Origin of the sequence: Haloplanus sp., from assembly GCF_028275055.1 — an archaeon.
Lineage (GTDB): Archaea > Halobacteriota > Halobacteria > Halobacteriales > Haloferacaceae > Haloplanus.
The window spans coordinates 1-15,939 of record NZ_JAQCNJ010000102.1; the positions used below are offsets into that span (position 1 = coordinate 1).

A 15,939-nucleotide genomic window follows, 5' to 3' on the forward strand; every position below is an offset into this window, starting at 1 on the left:
CTCGTGGGCGTCCCTGACACCCTCGACCGTCTCGCGGACGGCGTCACACCCTTCATCGTGGAGCAGATCGCCGACGACGACCACGTCGGCGTGTTGTCCCATCTCGTGTGCGGTCTCGTAGTCGCCGACACCGCCACCGTAAAACAGGGTGGCCTCGCCGAGTGCGTCCGCCGCCGCCGCCACAACCTCCGGGTCGCCGAACGTCCCGGAGTACTCGATGTAAACGATATCCTGTCCGAACAGTTTCTCCGCGACCGCCGCGTAGGCAGCCACGTCGTCGGCCGATTGATCGCAGTTGGCCTCCGTGTACTCCGCGACCGACGAGTCCGGGTTGAGGACGATGTACGCCTCGGTGTGTGTGCGGGTCCAGTCGAGGCCGTTCTCGATGCGGACCCATTCTTTGTGTGCGCCGGTGACCCAGAAACTGTCGCCGGCGTTGAACACCGTCGGGATCAGGTAGCCGTCCAGCGTGTCGTCGTCGATGACGACCGCCGGGTTCGACGGCTCCTGATACAGCGGGACGCCGTATTTGGCGCAGGCGTCGACAACCGCCGCCATCTTTTCTTTGGTCATTCCGGTCGTCCCGCCAATCTCGATGGCGTCCGTTCCGGTGGCACAGACATCCTCGAAGGTCTCGCCCGCGGCGAGGGTCTTGTCGGGGTCTACCTTGAGGACGTGGTCCCACTCCTCCCACGGCGTGGTCATTGCCCAAATGTACTCCGCGGAACTGATAAAAAGGACCCGACTCCGGGCGGCCGGATATGCCGTCGGTCGGCGCGTGTCAGTCCGCGTCCGCCTGCCAGTCTCGAACCGTGTCCTCGCCGACGCCGTCGATTTCGTCCGCGAGCGCGTCCGGCTCGGCAGTTTTCAGTCCGGCCACGTCCTCGATGCCAGCCTCGTTCAGTTTCTCGGCCGTTTTCTCCCCGATGCCGTTGATCGTCTCCAGTTCCGTTCCCTCCTGTCGGGCCTGGTACTCGCGGTAGTTGCAGATCGGACAGCCCAGATCCCACGGGTCGCGGTCGTCGTCGTAGGTGATCCGGATCCCGGGGAGTCCGTGTTGCTCGCAGGCCTCGTCGACGAGTTCGGCCTCGCCGTGTCTGGGCATCGGCAGGGAGTACTCACAGTCGGGGTAGCGCGTACAGCCGACCAATCGACCGCCGGATCGAAGCCGCTTGACCGCGAGGTCGCCCCCGTCGGCGTCACCACACTCCGGACACGGGCCGACGAGTAGATCGGGTTCTTTCTCGGCGGCCTCGGCCGCACAGAGCGGACAGCCGTGGACGAACGTTTTGCGCCCGGCGAGCATCTTCACGTCGTGGAGGCCGTGTTCGCCACAAACGTCGTCCAACAGGAGCGGCTTGCCGGTCGAGGGGAGCGGGAGGGTGTTCTCGCAGTCGGGGTAGGCGTCACAGCCGACGAAGTACGACCCCTGCCCGCTCCGCCGGATCACGAGGTCGTCACCACACGCCGGACACGGCCCGACGGTTTTGTCGGCCTTCAGCGACTCGCGCAGGTGGTCACCGAGCGCCTCGCGGGAGTCCATCAGGCGGTCGAAGACACGGCCGAGCATCTCCCGGGACTCGTCGGTTACCTCCGAGAGCGTCGCCTCGCCCCGGGCGATGGCCTGCATATCCGCCTCCAGTTGGGCGGTCATCTCCTCGCTGACGATGAGGTCCGCAAACTCCTCGGAGGCCTCGACGACGCCACGGGCGAGGCGGGTCGGTCGCGGCGGATCACCCTCGATGTAGCCCCGGTCGTAGAGTTTCTGGATCACGTCGTGGCGGGTCGCCTTTGTCCCGATGCCCATCTCCTCCATCGTCTCGATGAGGCGGGACTGGCCGTATCTGCGGGGCGGTTGGGTTTGTTTGGTTTCCAGTCGCGATCCGGTCACGTCGAGTGTCTCGCCCTCGGTCACGTCCGGGACGTGGTTCTCGCTGGTCGAGCGATACGGGTAGACGGCGTGGTACCCCGGGTCGACCAACCGTTTGCCGTTTGCCTTCAGCGAGCGCTTCCGGTCGCCGGTGACACCCGCCACCACACGCAGGTGTTGCCACGTTGCCGCGTCGGCTACGGTGGCCAAGAACCGCCGGACAACGAGTTCGTACACCTCCCACTCGTCCTCCGAGAGGTCGCTCGCGGCGGGGAGTTCGTCGGTCGGGTGGATGGGCGGGTGGTCGGTGGTCTCCTCGTCGCCTTCCGTGGGCGTAATGTCGTCAGCGTCGAGAAGGGCGGCCGCGTCGTCGCCGAAGCGTCGGCCAGCCGAGAGGGCGTCAAGCAGGTCCCGCGGGTCCAGATCCTCGGGATACACCGTGTTGTCCGTCCGAGGGTAGGTGATGTAGCCCTCGGTGTAGAGATCCTCGGCGATGCTCATCGCCCGTTGTGCGGAGTGGCCGATTCCGCTCGCGGCGCGGATGAACTGTGTCGTATTGAACGGCGCGGGGGGATCGTCGGTCCGGGTGCGCCGACGCACCGCCTCGACCGTCGCTGTCGACGCCCCCGAGAGGTCGGCGTCGACCGCGGCCGCGCTGTCCCCGTCCCAGACGCGTTCGGCCTCGTTGGCGTTCCCGTCGAGGTAGAAATACTGCGCCTCGAAAGACTCCTCGTCCTTTTGAAGCGTGGCGAACAGCTCCCGGTACGTTTCGGGATCGAACGCGTCGATTTCTCGCTCGCGGTCGACGATCAGTTTCAACGTCGGCCCCTGCACCCGGCCGACCGAGATGAAGTCGTCGCCGAGTTGTCCCGCGGACAGCGAGAGGTATCGCGTGAGCGACGCACCCCACATCAGGTCGACGATCTGTCTGGCTTCGCCCGCGGCGGCGAGGTCGAAATCAAGCTCGTCGGGGTCGGCAAAGGCCTCGGTCACCTCGCGGTCGGTGATCGACGAGAAGCGTACCCGGTCGACCGGCGAGTCGTCGTTGACCTCGCGGACGAGTTCGTACGCCTCCTTCCCGATCAACTCCCCCTCTCGGTCGTAGTCGGTCGCGATCATGATCCGCGAGGCGTTCCGGGCCAGACGGCGGAGCGCGGCGACGATGTTCTCCTGTGTCGGGCGCTTCTCCATCTCCGCGTCGACGAGTTCAACCGGTTCCACGTCCCGCCAGCCGTCGTACTCGGGGGGAAAGTCGACACCGACGACGTGGCCCGACAGACCGACACAACGCTTGCCACCCCACTTGTAGACGTTGACACCGTTGACACGGTCGCTCTCCGCGCTCCCGTCGCTCAGAATCTCGGCGATGCGACGGGCGGCGTTGTCCTTCTCGGTGATTATCAACTCGGGGCCACGGTTCATCGGCGAGTGATACGGCGAGCATCTGCCTAAACCTTTCGTGACTGTAAGCCCGTAATCGGCTGACCGCGAGAGGGCGTGCGGCCGGGACGCGCCTGCGACACGCACCGTCAGTCGTCGTCAAGCCGGTCACGCAACAGCCCGTTGACGGTGCCGGGGTCGGCGCTTCCCCCGGTCTTGCTCATCACCTGCCCGACGAGGAAGTTGAGCGCCCCACCCTCGCCAGCGTGGTAGTCCTCGACCGCCTCGGGGTTTTCATCGATAGCCTCGCCAACGGCCGTCGCGACGGCGTCGTCGTCGGCCTTCCCGAGGCCCTCACGCTCGACCACCGCGTCCGGGTCGAGGCCCTCGTCGAGCATCGTCCGCAGGACCACCTCGCGGGCGTTCTTTCCCGTGATCTCGTCGGCGTCGACGAGTTCGATCAGTCGGGCGAACTCGTCGAGTCGATCCTCAACGTCTGTCACCTGCAGGTCGCGGTAGTTGAGTTCGCCAAGCAGATCGTCGGCGACCCACGTCGCCGCGAGGTCGGGGTCGAACCGGTCTGCGACGTTCTCGAAAAAGTCCGCGACCTCCTTGCTCGAGGTGAGTTTCGACGCCGACTCGGCGTCGAGTCCGTACGCCTCGCGGAACCGGTCGCGGCGAGCGTCGGGGAGTTCGGGGATCGAGAGTCGTTCGGTCCAGTCCGAGACCCGAAGCGGCGGGAGGTCCGCCTCGCGGAAGTAGCGGTAATCTTTCTCCTCTTCTTTCGAGCGCATCGAGACGGTGATACCGCGGCTCTCGTCCCAGTGGCGCGTCTCCTGTTCGACCTCGCGGCCCCGCTTGACGGCGTTTTTCTGTCGGGTCACCTCGTATGCCAGCGCCTTTTCGGCGCCTTTGTGGCTTGAGATGTTCTTTACCTCGGTCCGGTTGGCGTCGGCGAGAACCGTCTCGTCGACACTCCCGTCGTTGGCCACCTCGTTTGCCGGCACCAGCGAGATGTTGGCGTCGATCCGGAGGCTCCCGTCCCGGGAGGCGTCGAAGACGCCCAGATAGTCCAGAACCTCCTCGAGTTTCGCGAGAAAGGCTCGAACCTCCTCCGGCCCCCGGAAGTCGGGGTCGGTGACGATCTCCATCAACGGCGTGCCGGCGCGGTTGTAATCGATGAGCGTGTGCTCCGCCGTCTCGATGTTCCCCCCTTCGTGTTGGAGGCTACCGGGGTCCTCCTCGAGGTGTGCGCGACCGATCCCGATCTCGCGGCGGTCGTCTTTGACGGCGACGTCGAGCGAGCCGTCGGCACAGATCGGCGCGTCGTACTGTGTGATCTGGAAGTTTTTCGGCAGGTCGGGGTAGTAGTAGTTCTTCCGGTGAAACCGGGTCTCATCGGCGATATCCGCGTCCAACGCCTGGCCGACTTTCACCGCGGCCTCGACGGCCGCCTCGTTGACGACGGGCAACGCGCCGGGCAGTCCCAGACAGACCGGACAGGTTCGGGTGTTCGGGTTCTCGTCGTCCGCCGCCTCGGTCGAACAGCCACAAAAGATCTTTGTGTCGGTTTCGAGTTGGACGTGGACTTCGAGGCCGATGACAACGGCGAGGTCGCGCTGCTCGAGGGCCTGCGCGGTCATTGCGCGGGCTTGCACGGCCGGTGGCTAAAGACTAACGGAACGGGGGACACGAGCACCCGGCTCCGGTGTCGTTGCCCGCGTCGTCGCGTGACTCACCGACCGTCCTGTGACAACTCGACCGCGGTACGGACGGCGCGTCAGAAAACTCGTGGCCGACGTGTGCGGCCGTCTCGCCGGGCGCTCAGTTTCATCTCTGAGAATTGAGGCGGTGCCTTGTTATTCCCGGCCGCCCGAAAGCTGGTGATGAATCGCCGGGCGATCACCCCCCTGATAGGGGTGGTCATTCTCGTGGTCATCACGCTGTTGTTGGCCTCGATGTTCGCCGTTACGACGACCGAGCTGGCCGACTTCGGGAGTGAGCGGGAGCAGGTCGACTACCTGACCGGCCTGTCGTCCGACGGAACCCAGAAGGGCAACTACCGGTCGGAACTCATCTGGGCACGCGACAGCGGGGCGGACGAGACAACGTCCCACGTGGTGAACTACACGATAGCGAGCGGGTCGGACACCGCCGGGAACTCCTTGAACAGTATCGTCATCGAGTACCCTGACGGATCGGCGGATGTTGGGGGTGTCGACGCCCGAGCAGACATCATTATCGTGGGCATCGACCAAGACCGGGACGGTGACATTGACGTCGACGCGACCAACGACGTGGAGTGTTGCCCACCCGACGACGGTGTGAAAACCTCCAACGGCGAAAACACCTTGACGGTCGAACTGTCGGGGAACTACAACCTCAACGGTGGGGACGCACTCATCGTTGAGTTCAAAAACGTCGAGAACCCCGGTTCCGGCGATTACGACGTCACGGTCGGAATCAACGGCGACGTAACCGACGACGGAACACTGGAGATCGAGGCGTGAGACGCCGCAGGCGAAAGGATGACCTGCGGTACGAACCGGGCGATCCTCGGTCGAAACGATCGGGAGCGCTTGGGAGCGGTCGGGAGCGGTCGGGATCCCAACGACCGGTACCGACAAATCCGAAGCCGACATAGCAGTGACTAAAAGCGGCGAGCCCCCATCGACAGACGCGATATGTCGAACACCTCTACGCCCGGTCCCGCTTCCGACGGCGACACCGACATCAACGCCGTCACCGGTCGCCTGCGTGCCGTCGTGGTTACGTACGACGGCGCGGCGGATCGACGCACGCTCTACCCGCCGAAGGCGACCGAAACAGAACGGCTCACCCACTGGTTGACCGCCGACGCCGACGCCTTCGTGCCACTCGAATCGTCGCGCTAGTCCTCCACCGCCCGTCGGATCGCCGCAACCCGCCGGTTTCGCCGGCGGACCACGTCCGCAGGCCGGTCGTCGTACTCGTGGAAGCCGGCCCCGTCGTCGACGCCGCCCCGTCCGGTGGCGATCCGATCGTCGAACAGCGCCCCCGGTTCGTTCGCGTCGCTCAACCGTGGATAAAGGTTCGACGCGATGGTCCGGAACAGGTCGAGACCGGCGAGGTCGGCCGTCTCGAAGGGGCCGATCGCGGCGGTCCGGAGGGCGTAGCCGTCCCGGACCGCCCGTTCCACGTCGGGCAACGAGGCGACTCCCTCGGTCACGAGGTGGGCACACTCCCGAAGAACGGCGAACTGGATCCGATTCCAGACGAACCCCGGAACGTCGCGTTCGACGATAACGGGATCACGACCGACCGCCTCAACGAACGCCGCCGTCCGGGAGAGCGTGTCGTCACTCGTGTCCGCGCCCCGGACCACCTCAACGGTGGGCAGGAGGTAGGGTGGGTTCCACCAGTGACAGCCGACCACCCGGTCGGCGGCGTCGGGGGTCGCCGCGGCGATGTCGGTGATCGGGATGCCGGACGTGTTGGTGGCGAGAACGGCCTCGGTGGGCGCGTGTGTGGCCACCTCCTCGAACACCGACCGTTTCAGGTCGAGATCCTCGGACACCGTCTCGATGACGAGCGATGCGTCGGCCGCGGCGGCGGGGAGGTCGAGCGTGTGGTCGATCCGACCGAGGATCGTGTCGGGGGCGGCGTCGAGCAGCCCCGCCGAGTCGAGAAACTCAACCGCGTCCTCGACGCCGTCGCGGGCGTCGACGAGGTTCGCCCGCCGGTGGTCGACGAGCGTGACGGGCGCGCCGTGGCGGGCGAACTGGAGAGCGAGGCCGTGCCCCATCGTTCCAGCGCCGACAACGGTCACCGCCGCGGGCGGTGACGGAGATGTCGTGGGCATCGATCCCAGCGTGGACGGTCGAGAAAATAAATCCCTGCGGTGAGTTGCCCGGTCCGGTAGGCACAACTGCCCGGTCGTTCACACGGCGTGTATGTCCGACTTCGAGTACGAGACCGAACTCGGTGTTCGCTTTCGCGACGTAGACGCCATGGGTCACGTCAACAACGCCGTCTACGCGACGTATCTGGAGCAGACACGTGTCGACTACTACGCCGATGTGCTGGGTGTCGGCCTCGACGACATCGACACCGTTCTCGTGAACTTAGAGATCGACTACCGGAGCGAGATCGCGCTGGAGGCGGGGACGGTGACCGTCGCGATGGGCGTTCGGGATATCGGCGAATCGAGTGTCACCGCCGAGTACGAAATCCGGGTCGAGAATCGGGTCGCCGCGACGGCCAAAACGGTGCAGGTGTACGTCGATCCGGACGAGGGTGGGTCCCGGCCGCTTCCGGAGGCGTGGGTCGCGGAGATGGAGTCGCTTCGCCGGGGATAACCGTCGGAACGGTCATCGACCGGATCGAGACACCTCACGCGAACGCACGACAGGCGGCCGCCGGTCGGAGACAGGCCGTGTCCACGACGTGTCCGAGAGCCACCACCCACACCGGACTGCCCCACAACATAACCTAATCTACTCACATCGAAACCACTTTGTGACCAGATTTGGTTTATCATCGCGTGAACCGTCGTCAGTACGTGCAGGCTCTCGGCCTCGGCGGTGTCGTCTCGGCCGCCGGTTGTTCGGGGGGCTCAGAGACGACCGACGCGACCGAACTGGATCGCGACCTGACTCTCGCCACCGGCACGACCGCGTACGATAGCGGCCTCCTCGACGAGGTCACCCCCGGGTTCGAGGAAACGTTCGGGTCGACGGTCAGAACGGTCGCACGCGGGACGGCAGGATCGCTCCGGACCGCCCGCAACGGCGACTGTGACGTTGTTCTCGTCCACGCCCGTCCCTTGGAGAACGGCTTTCTTCGGGGCGGACACGGCCTCAACCGACGCGCCGTGATGGTCAACGACTTTCTGGTAGTGGGACCACCCGAGGATCCCGCAGGTGTCGCAGGGACGGATCCGGTGGCGGCCGTTCGTGCCATTGCCACCGAGACCGCGACGTTTCTGTCGCGGGGGGACCGCTCCGGGACCCACATTCGGGAACGGCGCATCTGGGACCGGGCGGGCATCGATCCCTCAGGAGCGTGGTACCGTGAAACCGGGCAAGGGATGGGTGACACACTGGCGACCGCCGAGCAGATCGGCGCGTACACCCTGACCGACCGGGGAAGTTTCCTCACCGTGAGCGACGGCGACGGCCTCGTTCGACACGTCGACCGAGGGATCGACGACCCACCGCCGCTGCTCCGGAACGAGTACGCGGTCATCCCGGTCAATCCCGCCCGACACGAGGTGGCGTACACGATGGCGATGGCATACGCAGGCTATCTGACCGGGCCTGCAGGTCGGTCACGCATCGACCGGTTTCGGGTCGGCGGAAAACGAGCGTACCGGCCGCTCGGCACGTCGCCGGAGCCGGAGTTCCGGCAGTACGTCCCGAGTGACTGGCCCGAATAACACCCCGGGGCAGACGGTGTGTCATATCGGATGCGCCGTCGAGGGCGTGGCTACCGGTCGTCGTCCCGGAGTTCGAGTTCGGCCACGATGTCGGAGGGGTCCAGTCCGGTCCGAATGCGGTCGAGGATGGCGAAGGCGTCGTCGGGCGCGAGAAAGTGTCGGGTCACCGCTCGGCCGAGCGGCGTCGGTTCCAACCCATCGATAAACTCCCACTCGAGCAGTTTGGCGATCGCGCGTTTGGTCGGGACGTCGCCGAGCATCCGATCGTTGAGACGATTTGCCCCCTTGCCCGCGACGACGATGTTGGCGAGGGTCTCCTCTGCGGCCGCCGAAAGGTCGTACTCGGTTCGAACGTCCTCCATCTCCCCTTTCAGCAGTTTGAACGCCACCTCGTCTTCGGTCATCTCCATGCTGTTGTGGTAGGAACAATCGGGCTCGACCAGAAGGTAGACCGTGCCTTGATCGTGGTAGTCGGGACGGCCGGCCCGTCCGAGCATCTGTTCGAACTCCTGGACGGAAAGCCACTCGATACCCATCGCTAGCGTGTCGAAGACGACCTGCGAGGCGGGAAAGTCGACGCCGGCGGCCAAGGCGGCGGTCGTGACGACGGCGGCGAGATCCTGATCGCCGAACTGGCGCTCGACGCGCTTTCGCCGGCCGTAGTCGAGACCGGCGTGGTACGGCGCGGAGTCGTACTCCAGTTTTCGAGAGATCTCGTGACACCGCCGCCGAGAGTTGGTGAAAATGATCGTCTGACCACGGTATCCCTTCGAGGATTTGCTGTCGAACTCCCGTCGGACGAGGCGGTTCTCGATCCTGGTTTTCTCACGGGCGTCGGCGAAGGTGACGTGACGCTCGATCGGGATCGGACGCTCCTCGAACTCGATCAGCGTCGCGCGCAGTCGCCGGGCCAGCCACTCGGGGTTGCCGACGGTCGCCGAGAGGTAGATCCACTGCGCCCCAGCGTAGTCGCCGCGGCGTTTTGCACGTGTCTCGCAGTACCCCTTCAGCCGGGAGATCATCCCATCGAGACGGTGGCCCCGTTCACCCTCCTTCAGGGTGTGGATCTCGTCGATGACGACCGCCCCGATGTCGCCCAGATCCTTGCCCGTCCGGAGCGCGTGGTCGATCCCCTCGTAGGTGCCGACCACCACGTCGGCCGAGGGATCAAACCGCGTACCGTCGTCGGTGACGCGACTGCCGCCGACGCGGATCGTCACGTCGACGAGGTCGCCGTAGCGTTCCTCGAAGTTCTCCGCTTTCTGGTTGGCGAGGGCGACGAGTGGAACCAGAAACAGCAGCTTCCCCGTTCCGTTCAGTGCGCGGTCGATGCCGGCGAGTTCGCCGACGAGCGTCTTTCCGGTTGCCGTTGCACTCACGACGAGTTGGTCGTCGCCGTCCAAGAGGCCGTTGCGGACCGAGAGGCTCTGAACGGGAAGCAGGGAGTCGAACCGACCGGTCACCTGCGTTTTCAGATCCGGATGGAGGTCCAGGTCGCCGGTCGGGACGGGATCCACGTCGTCGACGGTCGCACCGATCTCGTCGAACTTCGTGAGGTCGGGATCGAGTTCGCCCTGTAGGAGGTTGACGATCCGGTCGAGATCCTGTACCTCCAACAGAAGTTCCTCGAGGCGGTCCTGTGCCGCGCCGGTGAGTCCGCCGGCGTAGGCGAGTTCGCCGTCGAGTTCGCGTCGCGCACAGTCGGGGCAGATGTGGTCTCGATCCGCTTTGATCGCGGTGTCCTCCGTGATCGGCGAGTACCGTCCCGCGGAGGCACAGTAGCGACAGGTCCGGACCGTCAGCGCGTCAAGCTGGTAGCCATCGAGCATCGCTTCGATGCGTTCTCGGCCGGGGGTCGGGGTTTGTTGTGAGATGCGGATGCGTTCCGCGCGGCGTGCGAGTTCGACGAACTGGCTCGGGTCGCGTGGCTCCTCGGTCGATCCGCGCTTGATCCGGAACCGGCCGGGGCGAGGACCGGCGTCGGTCTGCTTCAGGTCGAGAACGCCCCGGACCACCCGGTCGCCGTCGCGGGTGACGGCGACGAGAACGTCGTCGTCGCGTCCGTGGAGAAAGAGCGTCTCGACGCGGCCAACCTGCCGTGACACGGATCGGAATACGGGAACCGGGTATTTTAGCCGTTCGACTCGGCGGCGAGTTCGATGGTGTCGTCGCCGTTGGGGACGACACAGACGAACGCCCCCTGCCGGTCGCTCTCGTTGCGGTACCAGTGGACGACGCCCGAGGGGATCAGCAGGGAATCGCCCGCAGAGACCGTGTGTTCCTGGCCGTCGACCCCGACGACGTACTCCCCGTCGAGAACGTATTGTTCGTGTTCGACCGCGTTGGTGTGTCTGGGCACCTCGGCGCCGGGATCGAGCGTGAACCGGCGCATCGCAAAGGTCGGCGCGCCGTCGTCCTCGTCGATCAGGACGCCCTTCGAGAGGCCGTCGGCGGCGTCGACGGCTTCGTACTCGACATCGTCGGCGCGCCTGACGGTGAGGGCCGGAGCGTGGTCGCCCATACCTCAACGTGGGCGAACGCGAAACCTAAGGGTTTGGGCGGGGACGAGCAACACTTGTAAGAGGAGTGTAGTGAAGAGTATCGATATATACCGCTCTTAGCAGACTATTTCAGCCATCTATCCTCGCGTTGTTGTGTGGTTTTGGAAAATCAGTTCAGTCGGCGAGGTGTCGTCGGAATGATCGTTGCGGCCGCGATTCCTTCGGGAGTCGTGGCGCAGTTCGGCGGCGGTAACGACGTGGAGACGGTTCGGCTAAACCGGATCGGCCGGTACGCGACCGGCGAGGCACTCGGCGGTGCGGAGATCGTTGCGTTTCACGCCCCTCGGAATCGGCTGTTCGTCGTCAACTCCGGCGCCGGACAGGTCGAGGTACTCGACCTCACCGAGCCATCGAGTCCAACGCAGGCCGGTGTGCTGAACGCGAGCGACCTCGTCGGCGCCGAGAGCGACGTCGTCTCGTCGGTCGGTGGTACCAACAGCGTCGACATCGACGACACTCTCGTCGCCGCTGCTATCGAGGCCGAGCCGGCGACGGCCGACGGTGCCGTCGCGTTCTACGATCCGTCGACACTGGAGTTCGTAAACGCCGTGTCGGTCGGACCGCTTCCCGATAAGGTGACGATCGGTCCTGACGGGAACTACGTCGTCGTCGCCAACGAGGGCGAGCCGAGCGGTTCGACCGACCCCGCCGGATCGGTTAGCGTGATCGATGTGAGCAGCAGCGCACGGGACGCGAGCGTCGAAACGGCAACGTTCACTGATTTCGATGGGCAGGAAGCCGCGCTCCGCGAGGAGGGCGTCCATCTCGTCTCATCGGGTGCGGGCGAGGCCGTCGCGTCGACCGTCATCGAACCCGAGTACGTCACCGTCGCGCCGGGGGGCGAACGAGCGTTCGTCAGCATTCAGGAGAACAACGCCATCGCGACGATCGACCTCACGTCGGCGACGGTCGAACGGATCGACGGACTCGGATTCAAGCACTTCTCGCTTCCCGGTAACGAACTCGATACGAGCGACGTCGACGGCAGCAGCTTCCAGAACTGGCCGATCCATGGGATGTACCAACCTGACGCTATCGACACCTATGAGGTCGGCGGCGATACCTTCGTCGTCACCGCAAACGAGGGCGACGCCAAGGACTTCGAGGTGAGCGTTCTGAAGAACCTCGAACTCGACCCGGCGGGGTTCGATCTCTCGGAGAACGCTTACGTCGACAGTGTCGAGGAGTTGAAATCGCCCGAGAACTTGGGCAACATGGAGGTCAACGAGGCGGCGATGGCGGAGTTCGCGAACGGTGAGAACGGGTACACCGACATCTACGCCATCGGCGGCCGGTCGTTTTCCGTGTGGCAGGTCGAGGACGACGGCCTGCGCCTCGCTTTCGACAGCGGGAGCCGGTTCGAGCGAACGTTCGCCGAACGGTACCCCGGCGGCCACGTCAACGTCGTCGAGAGTGGTCCGGAGACCGAGAGCGTCGAACTCGGTGTTGTCGGGGACCGGACGTTCGCATTCGTCGGACAGGAGAAGGGAAGCGGGATCGCCACTTACGACGTGACGAGTCCGGAGAACCCGGAGTACGTCCAGATGAACGTCAACCGAGACTACAGCGTGAGCGAGGACGACCTCGCCGCGGCGGCCGAGGCGAACCCTCGGAGCGACGAACCCGCCCGTGCGGGCGACTTCGCACCCGAAGGTGTCTACTTCGTTCCGGCGTCGGAGAGCCCGATCCGGAATCCGCTGGTCTGTGTCGGGTTCGAAACCAGCGGGACCGTCGGCGTCTTCGAGGTGACGCCGGTGACGGACACGAGCTAACCGGTCACTCCTTGTCGACCGCCTCATTTATACGAATTAAGTCCGTCCCCGCGCAACGACCCGTATGCGCGGACTCCGCATCGGGACTGCGTTCGGCATTCCGATCAGGCTAGATCTCACCTTTCTCGTCGTGCTTCCGTTGTTCGCGTGGCTGATCGGCGGTGACGTTGGCAACCTCGTCGGCGTTCTAAATGGGGTGTTCGACATCGCGATGCCCGCCGAGACGCTGACCGCAGGAGCGGTGCCGTGGCTACTAGGGGCAACGGCGGCTACCGGCCTGTTCGCCTGTATCCTGTGTCACGAGTTCGGCCACTCCGTTGTCGCTATGCGGTACGGGTACGAGATCGAGTCCATCACCCTCTGGTTGTTCGGCGGCGTCGCCCGGTTCGTCGAGATGCCCGAGAACTGGAAACAGGAACTCACCGTCGCCATCGCGGGGCCGGTGGTGAACGTTGGCCTCGGTATCGTTGCCTACCTCGGCGTACTCGCCGTGCCCGGCGGCCTCCCCGCCGTCCGGTTCGTCCTCGCGTACCTCGCGTTGACGAACGTCGCGCTCGCCATCTTCAACATGCTCCCGGGGTTTCCGATGGACGGCGGTCGCGTCCTGCGGGCGCTTCTCGCACGGAAACGGACACACGCCCGCGCGACACAACTCGCCGCCGAGGTCGGCAAACTGTTCGCCGTGGGTCTTGCCATCGTTGGGCTCTTCGCCAACCTCTTTCTGATCGCGCTGGCCTTTTTTATCTACATCGCCGCCTCAAGCGAGGCCCAGCAGACGGCGATGAAGGCGGCGTTCCAAGGTGTTACCGTTGGAGACATCATGACGCCGGTGGCGGAGTTACACACCGTCACCGCCGACACCGACCTGGTTACGCTCACCGAGCGGATGTTTCGGGAGCGTCACACGGGGTATCCCGTTCTCCGCGCCGGGGGACTCGTCGGCATGGTGACCCTGGACGACACCCGCGACGTCCGCGAGGTGGAACACGACGCATACCGCGTCGAGGACGTGATGGCGACCGATCTGGTGACGATCCGACCGGACGCCGACGCGATGGACGCAATCTCGACGATGCAACGCGAGGGGGTCGGCCGCCTTCCGGTCGTCGACGATGGCGGGGAGTTTGTCGGCCTGATCTCCCGGTCGGACCTGGTGACGGCGTTCAACGTCATCCGGACTGGCGGGGCGGCCGGCGGGGGTCGATCGGCGCTTGACCGACTGTCGGGTGATCCCGACCTCGTTCAGCGGTAACGGACGTTCGTCGCCCGGAGCGGCCTCAGCCAGTCCTCTCACCGGGCTACGGCGGGAGGAACCGGCGTCATATCGGGGTGATCACTCGCGGATCGTTAAGCGCTGCCGAGACCGGCATCAGGGGGCGGTGTCGACGGTGCCGTCGTTCACACCGAGGAGCCGCGGGAGCGCCGTGTGAGCGAAGGTGATAGCCAGAGCGAGAAGGATCGGGGCCAAAAAAAGGCCGTAGAAGCCGAAGACGACCGGCCCGAAGATGTACGCGAGCATCAACAAGCCGACGTGGGTTCGCTCGCCGCTCAGATACGGGCGGAGAAGCAGATCCGGCACCGTGTCAACGACGACGATAGCCACGAGCAGAAAGGCAACGACGTAGCCGGCAAGCGCGTAGGCGTTGTCGAGAACGACCGGGACCGACATAACGGCGGCAAGGGGGAGATAGACGATTTTCATCCCGACGACCGGGATCAGGCTGGCGACGCCGGTCAGAACGCCAGCAAGCGTGGGGTACGGTACCTGGACAGCGGTGGGGGCGAGGGCGTTGTACCCGTTGAACGCACCGACGGCGATGAGCGCGATTGCGATGACGTTCAGAAGGTTCCCGAAGAGAATGGCCTCGAGTTCGCGGTCGGCGGCTTCCAGATACTCACGGACGATGGCGTCGTCGTCGAACTGGAGGAGCCACTCGTGGATCCTCGATCCGTCGATCAGGAGGTAGTACGTGACGACAACGACGATCAGTAGGTTGAGAAAGAAGCCGGTGACCGCGGTCGTCAGGACGGCGGCGTTCGCGACGAGAAAGTCGATGACCCGATCAAGCCGGCCGGCGTGGTATGCGTCGACGAGGTTGCCGACGGTGAGTTCCGGAATATCCTCGACACCGCCCAGCCACGCCACGTTCGTCGCGGCGAGTTCGACGACGGGGTACGTCTCGACAAAGCGCCGCGTCTCGACAACCAACAACACGAGGGTGTAGCTGAGGAGAATGAGCAACGGGACGGCGAGAAAGGTGATAACGGTCACCGCCCGGACCCGTGCAGGGAGACGGAGCCGTCCGAGCGCCCTGTAGAAGCGGCGCGTCGAGTAATACAGAAAGACGGCGACGGTGAGGGCGGCGATAAAGCGGTACGCGACGTATCCGGTGACGAGGGCCACGGCGAAGCCGAACAGGGCGACCACTGCGCGTCGTTCGTCCATTGCGGTCGGGTAGTGTGCGGGCCCGATGCAAAGGCCTTGTCGTGAGCGCACGACGGCGGCGTCGACCCGGGTTGTGAGAACGGACGATATATCACCCGGCAGGTCAAAACGGATCTATGGCACCAGCGAAAAACGTCGGTGGCCGTGACCGTCTCGTTCGCGCAGTACTCGCCGTCGGCCTGACGATTGTGGCAGTGCAGGCGTTACGGACCGGACGGCGCACGCTCGGCCTGATTACGGGGCTCGGTGCGCTCGGAGCCGGGTTCAACGCGACAACCGGGGTCTGCGGGATCAACGCCGTTCTCGGTATCGATACGACCGACGAGTAAGGGGTGTCGACACCCCTTCTCAGCGCCGCCAGGGCCCGGTCAACGTGTCGTCGAATCGGACGCCGTTCAATGCGACGTTCTCGGCCATGAGCAGCGACCGTTTCCGAACCGGTCCGTCGTAGACGTGGGCCGTGGGAGCGAGGCGGTCCCTCGAATCGCAGATGC

General features: G+C 65.2%; 14 protein-coding genes. 7 read left to right on the forward strand and 7 right to left on the reverse strand.

Translation table 11 applies throughout. From position 1 onward, the window contains the following. From Q0925_RS12145 to gatB, 3 genes are all read right to left on the reverse strand, one after another. Positions 1–705, reverse strand: a 705-nt coding sequence (locus Q0925_RS12145) for a phosphoglycerol geranylgeranyltransferase (RefSeq protein WP_299335893.1), incomplete at its 3' end; no start/stop codon positions are given. 76 nt (positions 706–781) lie between these two features. Then, positions 782–3,292: a DNA topoisomerase I gene (locus Q0925_RS12150; RefSeq protein ID WP_299335895.1), complete on the reverse strand. Its 2,511-nt coding sequence runs from the start codon at positions 3,290–3,292 to the stop codon at positions 782–784. Positions 3,293–3,399: 107 nt separating this feature from the next. Next, a complete protein-coding gene (gene gatB, locus Q0925_RS12155) occupies positions 3,400–4,893 on the reverse strand; it encodes an Asp-tRNA(Asn)/Glu-tRNA(Gln) amidotransferase subunit GatB (protein WP_299335897.1) in 1,494 nt (497 codons plus the stop codon). Between the two features lie 243 nt (positions 4,894–5,136). On the opposite strand from gatB, the gene Q0925_RS12160 reads away from it, so the two are divergent. Further along, complete coding sequence (locus tag Q0925_RS12160) at positions 5,137–5,760, forward strand: type IV pilin (protein WP_299335899.1); 624 nt, start codon at positions 5,137–5,139, stop codon at positions 5,758–5,760. Between the two features lie 174 nt (positions 5,761–5,934). Next, entirely contained in the window at positions 5,935–6,144 is a 210-nt protein-coding gene (locus Q0925_RS12165) for a DUF7511 domain-containing protein (protein WP_299335902.1), read from the forward strand. Here Q0925_RS12165 and Q0925_RS12170 read toward each other — a convergent pair. Next, a complete protein-coding gene (locus Q0925_RS12170; protein ID WP_299335904.1) occupies positions 6,141–7,091 on the reverse strand; it encodes a 3-hydroxyacyl-CoA dehydrogenase family protein in 951 nt (316 codons plus the stop codon). The genes Q0925_RS12165 and Q0925_RS12170 overlap by 4 nt on opposite strands. A gap of 91 nt (positions 7,092–7,182) precedes the next feature. Here Q0925_RS12170 and Q0925_RS12175 point away from each other — a divergent pair, with 91 nt between their 5' ends. Together Q0925_RS12175 and Q0925_RS12180 are read left to right on the forward strand one after the other, a co-directional pair. Beyond that, positions 7,183–7,587, forward strand: a complete 405-nt coding sequence (locus tag Q0925_RS12175) for an acyl-CoA thioesterase (protein ID WP_299335906.1) — start codon at positions 7,183–7,185, stop codon at positions 7,585–7,587. 185 nt (positions 7,588–7,772) lie between these two features. After that, the gene (locus Q0925_RS12180; protein ID WP_299335908.1) at positions 7,773–8,666 is read left to right on the forward strand and encodes a substrate-binding domain-containing protein; all 894 of its coding nucleotides are present in this window, start codon (positions 7,773–7,775) and stop codon (positions 8,664–8,666) included. 50 nt (positions 8,667–8,716) lie between these two features. Here Q0925_RS12180 and Q0925_RS12185 read toward each other — a convergent pair whose 3' ends face one another. Beyond that, on the reverse strand, positions 8,717–10,771 hold the full coding sequence (locus Q0925_RS12185) for a DEAD/DEAH box helicase (RefSeq protein WP_299335910.1): 2,055 nt from the start codon (positions 10,769–10,771) through the stop codon (positions 8,717–8,719). Positions 10,772–10,797: 26 nt separating this feature from the next. After that, positions 10,798–11,187 (reverse strand): cupin domain-containing protein, encoded by a 390-nt coding sequence (locus tag Q0925_RS12190; RefSeq protein WP_299335912.1) that lies wholly within the window; start codon positions 11,185–11,187, stop codon positions 10,798–10,800. A gap of 135 nt (positions 11,188–11,322) precedes the next feature. Between Q0925_RS12190 and Q0925_RS12195 the strand changes: the two genes are divergently transcribed. After that, positions 11,323–12,999: a choice-of-anchor I family protein gene (locus Q0925_RS12195; protein WP_299335914.1), complete on the forward strand. Its 1,677-nt coding sequence runs from the start codon at positions 11,323–11,325 to the stop codon at positions 12,997–12,999. A 64-nt stretch (positions 13,000–13,063) separates the two neighbouring features. Further along, on the forward strand, positions 13,064–14,251 hold the full coding sequence (locus Q0925_RS12200; protein WP_299335916.1) for a CBS domain-containing protein: 1,188 nt from the start codon (positions 13,064–13,066) through the stop codon (positions 14,249–14,251). Positions 14,252–14,368: 117 nt separating this feature from the next. Here Q0925_RS12200 and Q0925_RS12205 read toward each other — a convergent pair whose 3' ends face one another. Then, a complete protein-coding gene (locus tag Q0925_RS12205; RefSeq protein ID WP_299335918.1) occupies positions 14,369–15,445 on the reverse strand; it encodes an AI-2E family transporter in 1,077 nt (358 codons plus the stop codon). Between the two features lie 116 nt (positions 15,446–15,561). Here Q0925_RS12205 and Q0925_RS12210 point away from each other — a divergent pair, with 116 nt between their 5' ends. Further along, positions 15,562–15,774 carry a YgaP family membrane protein gene (locus Q0925_RS12210; protein ID WP_299335920.1) on the forward strand — a complete coding sequence of 71 codons (213 nt, stop codon included), beginning with the start codon at positions 15,562–15,564 and terminating at the stop codon, positions 15,772–15,774. Positions 15,775–15,939 lie beyond the last annotated feature (165 nt).